Annotated in this window: 9 protein-coding genes; 2 read left to right on the top strand and 7 right to left on the bottom strand. The window is 45.9% G+C overall.

Features of this window, described 5'->3' with window-relative positions; genetic code table 11:
- Positions 1-9 precede the first annotated feature (9 nt).
- From ACQCVE_RS06255 to ACQCVE_RS06225, 7 genes are all read right to left on the bottom strand, one after another.
- Positions 10-1,128 (bottom strand): glycosyltransferase, encoded by a 1,119-nt coding sequence (locus tag ACQCVE_RS06255; protein WP_426862119.1) that lies wholly within the window; start codon positions 1,126-1,128, stop codon positions 10-12.
- 130 nt (positions 1,129-1,258) lie between these two features.
- Positions 1,259-2,182 (bottom strand): NAD-dependent epimerase/dehydratase family protein, encoded by a 924-nt coding sequence (locus ACQCVE_RS06250; RefSeq protein ID WP_426843356.1) that lies wholly within the window; start codon positions 2,180-2,182, stop codon positions 1,259-1,261.
- Positions 2,183-2,206: 24 nt separating this feature from the next.
- On the bottom strand, positions 2,207-2,911 hold the full coding sequence (locus ACQCVE_RS06245) for a sugar transferase (RefSeq protein ID WP_426862140.1): 705 nt from the start codon (positions 2,909-2,911) through the stop codon (positions 2,207-2,209).
- A 542-nt stretch (positions 2,912-3,453) separates the two neighbouring features.
- Positions 3,454-4,251, bottom strand: coding sequence for an SGNH/GDSL hydrolase family protein (locus ACQCVE_RS06240; protein WP_426862118.1), 798 nt, complete (start codon positions 4,249-4,251; stop codon positions 3,454-3,456).
- An 850-nt stretch (positions 4,252-5,101) separates the two neighbouring features.
- Positions 5,102-6,052, bottom strand: a complete 951-nt coding sequence (locus ACQCVE_RS06235) for a hypothetical protein (RefSeq protein WP_426862116.1) — start codon at positions 6,050-6,052, stop codon at positions 5,102-5,104.
- 226 nt (positions 6,053-6,278) lie between these two features.
- A complete protein-coding gene (locus tag ACQCVE_RS06230; RefSeq protein WP_426842941.1) occupies positions 6,279-6,611 on the bottom strand; it encodes a hypothetical protein in 333 nt (110 codons plus the stop codon).
- Positions 6,612-6,821: 210 nt separating this feature from the next.
- The gene (locus ACQCVE_RS06225) at positions 6,822-11,180 is read right to left on the bottom strand and encodes a lamin tail domain-containing protein (RefSeq protein ID WP_426862115.1); all 4,359 of its coding nucleotides are present in this window, start codon (positions 11,178-11,180) and stop codon (positions 6,822-6,824) included.
- 340 nt (positions 11,181-11,520) lie between these two features.
- Between ACQCVE_RS06225 and ACQCVE_RS06220 the strand changes: the two genes are divergently transcribed.
- A complete protein-coding gene (locus ACQCVE_RS06220; RefSeq protein ID WP_426862113.1) occupies positions 11,521-12,459 on the top strand; it encodes an LCP family protein in 939 nt (312 codons plus the stop codon).
- An 891-nt stretch (positions 12,460-13,350) separates the two neighbouring features.
- A complete protein-coding gene (locus tag ACQCVE_RS06215; protein ID WP_426862112.1) occupies positions 13,351-16,206 on the top strand; it encodes an EAL domain-containing protein in 2,856 nt (951 codons plus the stop codon).
- The last annotated feature ends 29 nt before the right edge of the window (positions 16,207-16,235 follow it).

Genomic DNA, 16,235 nt, shown 5'->3' with positions numbered 1-16,235 from the left:
TTTCACCTCTTATTTGCGGGCCGCTGTCAGATCATGAGCAACCTTCTGAACCCTTGCATCCCAGCTGTTTTTTTCAAATGCATGCTCTTGAATGGAACGAACCAGTTCCTGATGAATTTCAGGCTTTAAGGCCTGCTTAACCGCTTCTGCGAAATCTTCCTTTGTAACGGCGGCAGTCACGCCAAAATGATTGTCCTCAATAAATCGTGATTGTGCGTCGCAATTCGTCGCGACAATCGGGAGGCTGTAGGACAAATATTCAAATAATTTTACCGGCATGGCAAAATCATGATACGTATTTTTTCTGTAAGGAATCAATGCCAAATCTGCCGTTTTGTATACTTCATGGAGCGCATCACCGGACAAGTGCTGAATGCTGATCCAGGGTTCATCCTTAAATTTCTGCACTTCAGGATATTTTTCAAATTCAAAATCCCGGCAGATGAATTGCAGTTTTACGTTTACGGCATCATGATTCAGAATCCTGAAGGCTTCAAGCATATTCAGTATGCCGGCAGTATCCGTGATTCCCCCGACATAAATCGCTGTCGGAACTTCCGGGAGTTCGTGGTTTCTGGATGTTGCATGTCCCATTCCGGGAGGAAGCTCATCAAAATCCTTTTCCCATTGAACAAAGCGGTTCATTTCCAGTGACGGAAGGTACAGCTTCTCTAATACTTTATGATACGTGCTTAACTCTTTTCTGTAAATATTTCTCATGATAGGAGTGAGCGCTTTTTTACGGAATGGCGGCACATACATATCGTCAAACTGCCAGTAAACATCCCGATAAAAGCAGCCAATCGCTACTCCGTTATCTTTTAGTTTTTTCCAAAAAGGATAATCCAATCCAACCGCCCGGGGAACGTGGTCCTTATCTGTCAGCCAGTAGGGCATTGTGCTCGTTTCCATGTAGCAGAATTGTGCATCCTTCACATCGTGATTTTCCAAGTACTCCCGGATTCGTTCTTTCCGGGCACGGGACTGGCCGGAGATGACAACAATTTTAAGGTTTTCCCTTTCTCCAAAGCGCGTAAAGGCCTCTACCATCCGTTTCGGGCGGACACCCGATCCGCTTCTTGGGTTTGTTTGAAGCTCATATGGAAAATAGACAATGGCGTGTTTCATGAGAATCTCCTCTATAGGTTAGTTTAACGGCTTGTTGACCTGCCGGCAGATATTTTTCCATAAAAAAATCTCCCGCTTCGCAATCCATTTAACCTGGTTTATGCGAATGGCAGCGGGAGATTTCGATCCATCATTTTGATGCACTTTTATAAAATTCCAGAGTGTTGGCAAGACCCTGTGGAAGCGTAACCTCAGCATTCCAGTCCAGGGCCAAAATGGTGTCGCTGTTGGATAGCACGCTATCCCTTATATCACCGCTGCGTTCTTCTTTGTAGACCGGATCAAGGCTGTTTCCGGAAATTTCGTTCATAAGGAAAAACAGTTCATTCACCGTAATTTTGTCCGCCGAGGATACATTTAAAATCCTGTTATCCCCGCTCGTTAATGCTTTCACATTCGCTTTTGCAACATCGCCTACATAGACAAAGTCACGCGTCTGTTCTCCATCACCAAAAATAAACGGTGCCTCTCCCCGTCCAAACGCCTCGGCAAAAATGGCAATAACGCCGCCTTCTCCAAGCGCATCCTGGCGCGGTCCGTATACGTTGCCGTAGCGGAGAATCGTAAAATCAATTCCATAAAGGATTTGCGCCATTTGAAGATATTTTTCTACAGCGAATTTGGACACGCCGTATGGAGCCATCGGCTTCGTCTCATGGTTTACGTCAACAGGAAGATACTCCGGATTTCCGTAAACGGCTGCCGAAGAAGCAAATACAATTTTGCGGACCCCGTGCTTCTTAGCACTTTCAATCACATGAAGAGAGCCCCTTATATTGATTTCCTCATCTGTAAAAGGATTTTCAATCGATCTGGGAACACTCACCTGCGCCGCCTGATGAATGATCGCTTCAGGCTGAAACTGTTCGACTGCCGCATCAAATTCCGGAGAATTAATGCTGCCTACAATATACTGTGCTTCTTTATTGACGTTTTGTTCTTTCCCTGTGCTCAGATCATCCACAACCATTACGTCGTGCTGCTCCTGCACCAATAGGTCTACAATATGCGAGCCGATAAATCCGCAGCCGCCTGTTACCAAAACTTTCATAATTGAGGGAATCCTCCTAGACAGATCTTACCTAGCGCCTTCACCAGTAAAGATAACACGTATTGTTTTGAAAATAATTTTCAGATCAAGTACAAGACTCATGTTGGAAATGTAGTACAAATCATGCTGCAGTTTTTCCTTTGGAGTTATATCGTAGCCTCCGTTCACCTGTGCCCACCCGGTTAACCCGGGCTTAACAGCAAGGCGATGAGCGAATCCTGGAATTTCACGTTCAAAAGCCTCTGCAAACATCGGGCGCTCAGGTCTTGGACCGATCAGGCTCATGTCCCCTCTCAGTACATTGTAAAACTGAGGCAGCTCATCGATGCGCGTTTTTCTGATGAAAGCTCCGATTTTCGTCACGCGGGGATCATTTTTAGATGCCCACTGCGCTCCGTTTTTTTCTGCGTCCGTCCTCATGGAACGAAGCTTGATTACGTTAAATTTATGTCCCTTTAATCCGACGCGCTCCTGAAAGAACAGCGCCGCACCCGGGGATTCCAACTTGATTGCAAGCATGGTTATGAGTACGATGGGTGCTGAGAATATAAGACCGATTATTGCTAAAAAAATATCCGTCAAACGTTTGCCATATTCGTTATATGCTGTCTTTTTCGGGTTAATTTCTGCTGTTTGTGCGTAGGCAACGGATTGATACTTACGATACAAATTGGATTCTGCCCGATTAATCGCCACCAAAATCACCTCTAAATTTCTTTCGGCTAACTTTATAATTTTTTGTGTCAAGTTTTAAGCTTGGTTCATGAATTCACTCATAAGAACAATATCACTTGTTAAAAAAAAGGTCAATAAAATTCAGAGTGAGGACATACTGTGCAATGAAACGTTCATAGACTGGACAAAATTAAAGGATCTGTACTGAAATGTGCAGCGCCCATAAAGCATGGACAAACCGCATCCTTTAGCAGTATACCCGGCTTTTGGTACTTGCAGTAATCTGCCTTTATTGTTTGAGTAAATCCAGCACTTAATGCGCCCGTTTTAAAGAGAACTCTGCATTAATCTGGATAACTGAAAGCAAGCGGGCCCAGCCACGCAAACATAAGGCTTCCTTGCCATACATATACATATGACGAACTGTTTCTGAAATGGTTGCATATGCCAGGTAAATTTTTTGTAAAGGAATGTGGGAATTTTCCCTTAAAATGATTCGCCGGTCTATTCGCTTTTGCGAGCACCGTTTTCTAAATTTTTTTTGAGGTGCGCCGCTAAGCTTCTTTACCCATCCTTTCGAATTTCCTAAACCCGCCTGATTATTTTTTGCTAATAAATACTTTCGCCAGGTATTCAGCCCAGGCACTATGCCCCTTAGAAGAAGGTCCATTCCCGTCTTCCTGCAGGTAAGCAGCCATCTCCTCAGAATCACCCGCCGGCCAGTTTTCCCAGTGGTTTAAAAAGGCATATCCTGCTTTATCCGCAAACTCCTGAAGCTGCTCCACTTCTTTTGGATAATAAATGGCATTCTGCAGAGGATAGGAAGGCTGTAGCATAATCACGGCATCCTTGCTTTGACTGCGGATCCCCTCAATCATCACAGAAAGGTTATCGAAGGTATTCCGAATGCCAACCTCTCCATTATCCTCAAGGATGAACGGCTCAAATAACAGAAGATCCGGCTTCGCTTCTGCTGCCTTGCTGTAAAGCTTTTCCCCGATTACCTCTTTGGACGTCTTATCCTTAATAAAAATAGTCTCGATCTCCAATAAGCCTGACGGGTACTCCGCTTTGATCTGTTCTGTAAACTGATTGGCCCAGGAATCCTTCTCGCCATAGGCAGTATCCGAACCGAACAGAACGAGCTTTGCCGGCTTCCCTGTCTTTTCCGCCTGAACGATTGCCTTAGCAGCGGCAGGAGGCAGGTTTTTCGTTAAACCTTCCGCTTCCCCCATCGCGTTTGCAGCCGGCTGATCAGCAGCTGGTGCGGTTTCAGCCAATGCTTTCCCCGAAACAGCCGATGTCTGACTTTCTATTTTTTCATTCCAATATAGTTTTCCTGCTGTAATTCCGCTGATTGATACGAGCGCAGTAAGAACGACCGCTGTCTTTTTCAAAGCATTTCCTCCATAGTCAAAGTAACTTTTGATAGTATACTACAAAACGTGGAAATATTGGGGAATTTGTCGAACATTTTACACGTATTTACAATGGGTGGGGGAGGCGGGTCTGGTGTAGGGGATTGGTTTGGTAGGGGAATGAACTTGGGGGCGGGGTGGTTTACTGGCGGAGGCGGGGGGAGAGAGCTTGGGGGCGGGGATTACTGGCGGGGTCTGTCCCGCACTGTGATAAAGGACTAAAGCTCCGGTACCATCCCGTCTATCCCTTGTGCCACAGAGCTTTCAAAACACTCGCCTCTGGCCCGCACTGCTTTAAAGCGTTAAGGACCAGGCACCGTGCCTGGCCCCACTTTCGCTGCCGTACTAAAGCTCCGGCACCGGATCTGCCGCCCCTTGCTGCATAAGGTCTCGTTACGTCATGTCTCTGTCCCCCACCTCTTTACAGCGGTGAAGCTCCGGCACCCGCCCGCTCTACCTGGTATTAAAAGGTGGCGATGCTGGTGCCTCCGACCCCCGTTACGGTAAAGCATCTGGGGTCAGAGGCAGAAGCTGGTTGTCCTTACTCTCTCAGCTGTTTTGATGGCATGGGGACGGAGAAGGGCTAGTAGACATAATTGGGGTCGGAGGCTGCCTCCGACCCGGATTTTCTGCCATTTCGGGGACAGAGGGGTGATCATGTCATCCCTTGTCGTTTATGAGTTCAACCAGAGCGGGGACAGAGGTTTAGTGCTTTAGCATAGCAAGGGACGGAGGTTTAGTGCTTTAGCATAGCAAGGGACGGAGGCAAGAAGTGCGTTTCAAAATAAAAGTGCTCAGAGCATAAACTCTGAGCACTTTGATCCTGTCCTTATTTCCCGTTGATGATTTCCCTCAATTGGACTTCATCTTCGTTCAAATCATTTAGGATTTGTTCTGGCAGCGGCTTGTACACGCCTGTTTTTTTCAGGTCCTCTGCTTTTTTCTTCAGAGCATCCAATTCAGGCAGCCGGGCTTTTGCTTCATCTTTCTGAGCCTGCTCTGATGACTGGGCCAGTTTGAACAATTCGCTCATGAGACGGTAGCGGGAGATTTCGTACATGGAACGGGCGATTTCTTTTTTGCCGGGCTGAATGTAGGCTTCCAGCAGCTGGTTTCGCGTCGTTCTTCCTGAAACGTAGCCGATTCGCTTGTCTGTTTCACTTATGTGCTTTTTCAGGTAATCATACATATTATTGGCATAATAAATGCTCTTGTCCTGAGCAATTAAAATTCTGTAGCCGTCAATGTAGGTAGAGGTATATTCACCTTCCACTACCGCTTCTTTTTTGAGCAGGGAATTGGTGATTTCCGGGTCGAGGGCTGGCAGGTTTGCTGATTTTTTCACTTCAGCTGTACGTCTTTTCAGCCGGTCCAAAACGCCGAGATCCTGATCAATTTTGTAATCGGGCGTGTAAATTCTCGTCTCCATTTTTTCCAGCAGACGGTATTGAGAGATCTCGTATGTTGTTTTATCCCTTGCAGCTTTAGCAGGGCTGATGTACTTTGTCAAAAGAGCCTGGCGCCTGCTTGCCCCTGAGACTTTTCCAATTAAAATTTCCGTCGATTTGATGGCGTTCAGTACTCCATTGTACTGACTGTCAATGACAGACATTTTTTTCGTTCCAATGGCTTGCTCATAAGCTTTTGTTTTTGCGGCCAAAGCGTTTCCGCTTTTGTCAGCCTGGACATAAGCCTGTGATGCAGCAACGGCGGCCGGGGCGGTATGGAATGCACTGATCAGCATAAACGTTCCGATTCCTGCCAGTAAAACTTTCTTCATTTTGTTCCTCCTATTGTGCTGTTATCTTTCTCACCGTAAGCTTGTTCTACCTTAAAGTATATAGGGGAATCGTCCCTTTTTACAGGGTAGAATTTCCTTTCATGAAAAACTTTACGTATTTTTTACGAAAAGACTGGTTACAGCGTCTGCTACAATCAAAGCCCCCTGTCCTCGCTGCTCTTAGCTCGGAGTCTCAGCCTTCCGCTCAACTCAACAGGTGTAAAAATTAATACTGCGCTTTAATAATTCCATAATTTACCTTACTGTTTTCAAGAGACGTTTTCCCTGAGGGCTTGACGATATAACAGCTCAAACCTGAAACCCTCTGTACGAGCCTTCCCCCCGCCTTTTGATGGGCAGTCGCAGAGATTGGTGTTTTGTATTTGATCATGAGCGTGTGCTGATCAAAGGGTTCTGATTGGTCTTTCGTTTTTACACTCTGGCTGCCGGCAAGCATTTCTTTAAGGGCGGTCTCTGTTTTTGGCCCTTTTTCCGCTGCTGCAGCAGAAGCTCCCGGCAAAGCCCCGATCATCAATACGGCTGCCATTACCATGCTCATGATTTTTCTATGGCTTCTTCACACTGTTACCCCCGGCATCTCATATGTGGAATATAATTCCACTAATGTAAATACGACGGACCCGGTCTATTTCCTTTCCCAAAAAAGCTATTTTTTATGCGACAATATATGAGAAAAATTTCCCGGGGAATGGAGATTGTGGTCACAAAAAGTCGGAGTGCAGGTAATCCTGCACTCCGGTGGCTCGCCTTATTTTTTCTTAAAGCTCCAGATGTCTGAAATGGTTCTGCCCGTATACCGGTCCCGTACTTCCGCATACCAGGAGTACTCTGATCCGGCCCTTAATCCATTCCACTTCACTGATGCCATGCCCCCGCTTTTGATTTTTTGTTTTTTACCGATCCGCTCATCCGTGAAAATGTTTACGGCGAAATAATCGGTTGCTACGCGTTTTTCCATTGGGGACAGATCCAGGTTTAACGTGAATTCATCTTTATTCGGGAAATCTTCAGGGTTATAAAAATTGTAATCATTCAAATAAGGAGAATACGTATTGACGATAATCCGGTTGTCATCTGCATCAAAGTGCAGCAGCCTCATATACCCTTGGCCGCCCTCTGGACCGGATTGATAGTCTGCAAGGATTTGCGGCACAGACCGGTCCGGTTTCCCGTCCCCATTGTCATCAATTTCATCGGTGTAAACCCGGCTCTCATGGTAGTGGCCGCTCAGCACCGCGATCACATTTTGATTTGGAACAACGATTTCCTGGAAAAGCTTTTCTCCCAGAGGGTGTCTGGTTCCGGTTGCCATTAAATACTCATGGAAATTAAGAATGGCTTTCCGGTCTGGATGCTCGCTCAGCACCTTATTCATCCAGGCAATGCTTTCATCATCCACGCCCCAGCCCATATACACCATGATGTAGTCATTTCCATTCGCAGAGATTAAATCATAGTGCCCTTTATTGTTTTGGTAGGATTCACCATAATGCGGCTGGTCTTTAAATCGGTTTTCACCAAAGTATTTCCAGTATTGGCTGTAGTCACTTGTTTTGTGATCAACATCGTGATTGCCTGCCAGGACCCCGTATGGAACGTTCGCATCCTCGAGCGTTTTCATATATTGATCGGCTGCTTTCCACTGGTAATCCTGGTTCGCCATATTGACGAGATCCCCGGTGTGAAAAACGTACTTAATTTTCATTTCTTCTTTTTTGTCTGCAATCCACTTTGTCTGTGAATCGTAAATGTGCGGATAGGTTTCTGAATAATACTGTGTATCCGATATCCAGACAAACGTATAATCATAGTCATCAGAGGAGGCTGGGATTTCATCCTGAATCATCACGTTAATTTTGCTGTCCTTTACGAAATCAGCGGCAGCCGCCTCTCCTTTAAGCTCAAAATCCTCTTTTCCTGCAATGGTCCCGTCAATGACAGACCAATGGGAAATGGAATGGTTCCAGGCGTACATCGTCACTTTACGGCCTTCCAGAGAATGTCCTTCCCACGAAAGCTCAATCCGGTCATTCTCATCGACGCTGCTATCCACTTTCACATCAAAGCGGTGATACGGAAACTCGGTGCTCGAGTCTGTTGTCACATATTGATTGTCATTCTTTTCTGTGAGTGCTCTCTCCTGATCAGTAAACGCTTTTTCCCCTTCCGGTACCTGGGTGGCAGGCGGCTCTGTTTCGGCTGTGTTTTTATAAGCGTTTACTTGCCCCTTGAGGCTCGCGTCATAGCGGAAACCTTTCAAAAAGGACACCGTTAAGTCATCACCTGTTGGATCCGAGGCCTGAACGGTCAGAATCGGATCACTCTTACCTTTTTCATTCATTTTCGGACTGATCAGGCGTGGCTGATTCGGGTTTTCAGCTGCTGTCTCAAAACGGATCGTCTGTTCTGCGGCATTCCCCGCTTTATCAGCTGCTTTTATATACAGGGTATGGTCTCCCGGTTCCATCTTTGAGGCAGATGCCTTTTGAGGAAGCTCAATGATTTTGCCATCCAATTTCACTTCTGTTTTGCTGATGCCGGAAAGCTTGTCTTTGACCCGCGCATCCAATTTAAATGAACCTTTGTATTCTTTTCCTTCTATTATATTAGGTTTTATCTCGGGAGCCGTATTATCCACGATGACGTTTCGCGTAAAGGACTGTTTTTCATACTTTACCGTCAGCTGGTGTTTGCCGTCCTTTACTTCTCCGGTATTCCATATGTAGGAGCTCGCCTGGAGGTGCTCATCCTTCAAATCAAAATGAAAATCCATCATTTTTGAGCCGCCTGCGCCATCTCCAATATTTACATTCTGATCCGGATCGGGGTGGGCAGGGTCATGAATAATTGTTCCGTCTCTAAGAATGAGCCGAGGATGCTTCATATCAAAATCGTCCCTGTTTTCAAGCGAGTCCATATCAAACGGGGTCGCCTTCGTCCCTGAACGGACAGTGATGACGTTGTCTCCGGCCTTAAGACGGCTCGGGTCTACCGGCACATATATGGTCTGCCAGTTCATAATAAAATCATCAAAAATGCGGAGGACATCGTCACCCATCGTAATCCCGTTTTGGAAAAACGTATTAACGTTGTTTACCTCAAAGGCAAAATAAGCTTCATGCTCAAGAGAGGGGGCTGCCTTCGCTGCAAAAGGATTTCCGTCCAACAAAAGCTGTCCACCCCGGGGAGCTGTCCTCAGAACTCGTTCCCCTGCTGCAAATTCCCCTTCTTTCAAGTTCATCCTTAGAGGGGATGAATCTAACGTGCTGGTAATCTTAACTGTGACCGGCCCGGTTTCAATTTCATTTTTCCCATCCGATACAACGAAATAATATTCAAGGGACTTTTTCCCGATTAGATCAGGAGAATAGACGGTATGGTGAAATAATGTATCATTGTAATCCTGCTTGATGATTTTTTCTTTGAATTCGCCGCTGTCTGTTCTCACATACAGCTTTACCGACTTCACTTCCTGGTCATCCAGCGCTTCTGCAGTAATCTTGAAATCCTTTAACTCGTCCGTTTCTGTTCGCTTTGTCAAATCCTCAATGGCCGGATTCTCTTGGTCATCCTTTATTTGCACAGGTGTAGACGGCACCTGGTAGGAACTGACCTTTCCGGGAGTGGCCGCTTCCTTCCCGGCGTTCACCTTAAGCTGTGTTTTAGATCCGTCCTGCGGAAACGTATAATTGATTCCTTTATCCGTCACCGGATCCAGCACATTTGGAACATCGTTGTAATACGCCACATTCACTTCCCTGCCGGCATTCGTGGCCACGACCAGTCCTCTCATTAACGTGTTGGACATGCCGTCGCTGTAAACCTTCACCAGCTCTTCATTTTCTTTAAGCGAACTCCCGTAATTCCGGTTAAAATCCGCTGTGGTTTTATCCCCGTTGGAGGAATTGATGATCCAGAACGTCAGCGTTTTTCCGGAAGGAATGACCACATCATCCGGAATAGACGGCCAGACGACATCTGTCGCCGCTTCGGCACCGGAACGATACTGAAGCTTATAGTTTTTGAAATTCACATCTTCGTTTGTATTGTTATAGACTTCAATGAATTCATAGCCATCTGCCGCTCCCGTATTCGATGAATTCGGGACCGCCTCCGTTATAAGCAGCGGAGGAACATTTTTAGGCTTGCCTTTTACCGGCTCTATCGCAACCGGGAACTCTTTTGTCTTCTCGGTGTTTTGCCCGTCGCTTGCTTCTATGTAGTACGTCATATCCGACACAGCTTCCATTCCCGGGATCTCGCCCTTGTATTCAGCCGGAGAACCCTGAGAGGCTTTCATCGGAACGGTTGAAAAATCAGACTGATCGGTCCGTTTATAATGGAGCTGCACCTGAGCAACCTTTTGGTCATCTGTAACCTCAGCCTGAACCGGCACAGGCGAAAAAGCTTTGCCGCCGGAAACTGGCTCATGCTTAATTTCAGGCGGTACGGAATCACTTTTCGTTTCCTTTAGTGCCTGCTCCTCATCTATTGCACCCGGTGTTGGAGCAGCCAGACGTTTATAGGTTTTCATTGCTGTGCCTGATTCTGGTGCTCTGAAATGGACATCAAGCCCCGCATCACTTATATCATCCATTGTATAAGAAGCGGATACGACTGAATCATCTCCGTCCTTGATTAAAAGGCCTCTGTCTCCTCCATTGTAAAATCCGGCAAATCCTTCTGTGAACGGAATCAGCTCATCCGCCGTGAGACGGACGCCGTACTGCTTATTAAAATCCTCTGCCGTTTTGCCGCCATTGTTGAACCATAGAACAGCGGATTTCCCAGGATCAATAACCTGATCAGGAATAGGAATTTCTTTGTCGCTTGCGGGGGTCTTTGTATACTGATAGATAAAGGTAAATTGAGATAAATCAATCGGAGCGTCTGTCGGATTATGCAGTTCGAAAAATTCATAGGAATCAGCCCCTGCATTATTTGGGGATATTTCTGTAATCAGCAGATGAGACGCCTTAGCCGGCTGGCCCATCGTCCGGTTAAATGCTTCTGCCGTAAGGTTAAAAAAGGAAGAAAGGAAACCAAAGCCGTTTACTAACAGAAAGATCGCTATCGAACCAATCCAGATCGCTGCATGTTTTCTCATACGTGCCTCCCGGTAGAAATAGTTAACATCATTTTACAAAACTGATGCTAAGCCATAACGGGGAGTTCTTTAAGGGTTCATTAATTTTCAGCGAAGGAACTTATTAGAAAAATTTACAATTTTCTTCTTGATTTCTGTTTGATATGTGAAACATTTCCTAGTCTCCATCCGTCTATATATACAGGACGAGAGAATCTGCAAACCTTCCTTTTAAGAATAATATTTTTAAAAAAGATAGACTTTTTCCTCAAATTATGTCAAAATTCTTTCAGTTACACTAACAATTCTATCCATTTATTCTATTGGACTGCATATATTTTAGAAACGAGGGCGAAAGTGATTGAGAACACAACAAAAGAAAAAGAAAAAAACCTGGCTGTGGGTGACGCTTTCTGTAATTGGTGTATTGCTGATCGGTTCAGCGCTGTATTTAGGCTATTTAATCAAACGGACGAACGATACAGTATCCGTCATTCAGGAAAAGGTAGACATCGAAAGTCTCGAGCCTCCTGCAGACCTGGCCAAAAAAGAACCCATTTCCATACTCCTGATGGGAGTGGATGAAAGACAAGGCGATGTCGGCCGCTCGGACTCCCTTATCTATATGACCGTAAACCCAAATAAAAAAGAAATGCACATGGTCAGCATCCCGCGGGATACGCGGACAGAAATCATCGGCCATAATACGACAGACAAAATCAATCACGCTTATGCGTTCGGCGGAACAAAAATGGCCATTGAAACCGTGCAGAACTTCCTCGGCGTCAATGTCGATTATTTTGTAAAAGTAAACATGGAGAGCTTCAAACAAATTGTCGACGCAGTCGGTGGCGTTGAAATTAATAACCACCTCGCATTCGAATACGAAGGCGAATCCTTCCAGGAAGGACCGACTCAGCTGGACGGGGAATCAGCACTCAAATACTCCAGAATGCGTTATGAAGATCCGGCAGGAGACACAGGCCGCCAGCTGCGTCAGCGAAAAATTATTGAAGCGGTCATCGCAAAAGGAGCCAACATTCAATCCATCAATAAATTCAGCGACATGCTTGGAGTTGTCGAAAACAACGTGAAAACGAACCTTTCCTTTGACGACATGTGGAACATGGTCTCAAACTACCGCGAAGCAAGCGGAACAATGGTTCAGCACACAATTGAAGGCAATGGAACGAAAATCGATGGCATCTGGTACCTTGAGGTGCCTGAAGAGAACCGCAACGCCATCACAGACAAACTAAAGGCCAGCCTGGAGATTGCTCCAAGCACAGCCAGCAAATGAGAACCCGGATGAACCGGGTTTTTTTCTTTGGAGCGGGGCAGGCTGCAGGGGGGGAGTTTAAATTTTTTTAGGTTCAATGTCTGACATTGGGGAGCGGCTGCATCGGACACCTTTGAAACATGATGCTGGGAAGCGGCTTAATAAGACATTTCTGAAACATGATACCGGGAAGCGGCTGCCTCCGTCCCCCGCTTTGCTAAAGCACTAAACCTCTGGCACCATATTGTATAAGACTTTGTCGCACAAGGGATGGTAAGGTCTTAGCTCCGTCCCCTCAGAGGCAGAAAATTGGGGACGGAGGATTCCTCCGTCCCCTATTATGTCAACCAATCTTGCTCTGTCCCTTAAGCCTTGAAAACGTTGCGAGAGTAGGTATCAGAGATTTCTGCCTCCTTCCCCCACTGCTTTACTGTGACGGGGGCCGGAGGAGAGCGCTCTGCGTTAAATCTGGAGCTGGCCGGGTCTGGCCCTCACCCTGATAAAGCATTAAAGCTCTGGCACTAACTCTGCATTCCTTTGTGCTGCAAGGGATTCGGAGCATCGGTCTCTGTCCCGCTCTGCATTAAAGCAGTGGGGGACTGGCACCGCGCCTGTCCCCACTTTCGCTGCCGTACTAAAGCTCCGGCACCTGATCTGCAGATCCTTGTCGTATAAGGGATTACGGCATAGTTTCTCTGTCCCCCATCCCTTTAGCGTACTAAATCTCCGGCACCATCACCCCACCACCAGATGAATCAGGCGCCGAATTCTCCTTTTCCAGAAAATAAACTAGGTATTTCGACTCATTTTTCTGGTTTGTATGTTTCTTCCTCTAGCGCAAAATTCCTATCCCCGCTTATAATAGCTTTGCAGACTTCAAAATTCGACAAAATAACCAATATGGTGATCCTATTGACCTTTCAAATTAAGAACCCCCTTAACTGGCTTGGTGTTGCTGTTCTAACTGCTTTGGCCATGCTGGGAAACTATTATTCCATCGAAATCTTTTTTGGCATTGACTTTCTTTTCGGTTCAATTTTTGTCTTTTTAATTGTTTATTGTTATGGCATCAAGCCGGGGCTGGCTGCTTCCGTCCTGGCAGGTGCAGCCACTTATTTTCTTTGGAATCATTTATTCGGTCTCGTTATCTTAACGGCGGAAAGTTTGTCAGTGTACTTGCTTTACCGAAAATACCGGGTGAATGTGGCCATTATGGATGGACTTTTTTGGCTTTTTATCGGAATTCCACTCGTTTTCTGGTTTTATTTCGGATTTCTCGACATGGATTTGCTCGATACAGCTATTGTAAGCCTCAAATATATGGTGAACGGGATTTTCAACTGCCTTGTTTTTTCCATCCTCTATCTTATGTATCAGCAGTACGTCTTAAAGAAAGCCCGGCCAAAAAGGTTTCAGGAGCTTTTGTTTATTACATTTACATCTGTTTTTCTAATTCCGACCGTGTTTCTTTTAGTTTATGAAGGCAGCAAAGAATACAGGGAAGAATTGGATAATATTAGCCAGTCTGCATCTCTTAAAACCCAGATGATCAAAAGCTCTCTGACCAACTGGGAATCGACCCATCGCGCCTCTCTAAATACTCTGCGCCTCTATATAACGAGCAGCAGCAATATGGACAGCCATTTGCGGGAGCTCGGCAGGACAATGCCATATGTGCAGGATATATATGTTTTTAACCAGCGCAAGGATTTGAACCATATCTACTCCGAGACTTCTAATCTGCCTTTTTACGATGTTAAGTTTTTAAAGCTGTCAGAACTGTATCCTTATGTTACCGATGTTTATTTTAATCATTTTACACGCGAGCAGATGACGAGCATCGTTGTCCCGATTCATGAAAAGAGCTATACAGGCTTTGCTGTGGCCACCTACCGCATGAAGGATTTGCTGGTGCTTCTGAACAACATGAAGCCGACGGAGAACATAGAAGTGAGTTTATACAATGAGCATGAGCTTAGCATGTTCCGCATTGGACAACTCAAAAACAATCAATTCGTGAGAACGGATGATTACTCCAAGCCATTTATCATGCAGCCTCTTGAGGATACAGGCTCAAACAAGATCAGCATGTGGAAGCAATCGTACTTAGCAGAAGTGGCTGAGGTGCCCGCCATTCCGTGGCGCCCTATGACAACAGTAAAAGTTGAACCTTACCAGAATGCGCTGTATGCCAGCTACACCCGTCTTTTAGGTATTGTGCTCATGATTATCGGCTTTTCCATTGCCATTGCCTATTACCTGAGCAGCGTGCTGGTCCGATCCATCCGGCAGCTGTCTAACATCACCGAACAGCTTTCCGCTTCAAAGCTGACACACCATAAGGCGTCCTGGCCAAAAACGAGCATTACAGAGGTTTCGCGGCTGATCAGGAGCTTTGAGCAGCTGATTACAGATTTTAACCGCGTGATGCAAGAGCTGCGGCAAAAGCAAAAAAAGCTTGAATACTTTGCTCATTTTGATGTCCTGACGAATATGCACAACCGGTATTCGTTTACAGAGCAGCTGGAAAAAGAGCTCCGTCTCGCCACACAGTTTGACCGCTCTGTAGCAATTATGTTCTGTGATCTGGACCGGTTCAAATTGATTAACGACTCTCTTGGACACGATACCGGAGACGAGCTGCTGAAGGAATTAGCCGATACGATCCGCAGAGTATGCGGAGAGCGGGCTATTCTCTGCAGACACGGCGGGGATGAGTTTTTGATTGCCCTTCCGAACAGCGGGGCGGAAGAAAGAAATCTTGAAGACATCTCAGCCCAGCTTCTGGAGGAAATGGCCAAACCGATTCTGATCGGGGACAATGAGGTGAGCGTAACCTGCAGCATTGGCATCAGTCTTTTTCCGCAGCATGCTGAGACCATCGATGACCTGATTTCTACAGCAGATATTGCCATGTACAGTGCGAAGGAAAAAGGAAAAAACACATATGAATTCTTCACACCCGAGCTAAACAATAATCTGGCCAGAAGAGTCGCCATTGAAAAAGAACTTCAGCGAGCTCTGGAATTAAACGAATTCACCTTATATTACCAGCCTCAGGTTTCCCTTGAAACGATGAAAATAACGGGTCTCGAGGCGCTGATCAGGTGGTATAATCCGAATCTCGGCCATGTCTCTCCCGGCGAATTTATTCCTGTTGCAGAAGAAACAGGAATTGTCCGGAAGCTTGGAGAATGGGTGATTGACCAGGCCGCAAGAGATCTGAAGGGGTTAATGGAATCCGGCATTCACGATATCAACGTGGCTGTAAATATTTCGATTAAACAGTTTTATCATGAATCCCTTCCGGAGTTTATCCTGAGCAAGCTGCAGGAGCATGGCGTACCAAGCTCTCTCTTTAAAATTGAAATAACAGAAAGTGTGGTCATTGATCATTTTGACCTTGTTCTTAATCAGCTTCACACCTTGAAGGAAGCAGGCATTCAAGTCGCACTCGATGATTTTGGAACCGGATTTTCTTCATTGAATTACTTGAAAATCCTGCCTATTGATATTGTTAAAATTGACCGTTCCTTTATCAAGGATATCCTATCCAATGAACAGGATGCCGCAATTGTACAAGCTATCATCCAGATTGCAGACAGCAAAAACCTGACCGTAATCGCAGAAGGCGTGGAAACAGCCGAGCATACTTCTTTCCTCCAATCAGTTGGCTGCCCCCAGGCCCAAGGTTACGTATTCAGCAGACCACAGCCAATCGAACAGCTTCTTGGTCGTCTTCTCCCTCTGCAGGAAGCGGCAAAATAGAAGAAAAGCCGGAGCAAAGAATCCCGGCT

It is taken from the genome of Metabacillus sp. 113a, assembly GCF_050107635.1.
Classification (GTDB): domain Bacteria; phylum Bacillota; class Bacilli; order Bacillales; family Bacillaceae; genus Metabacillus_B.
Note: the sequence above shows the minus strand (reverse complement) of the source record. Positions and strands in the feature narration are given on the sequence as shown.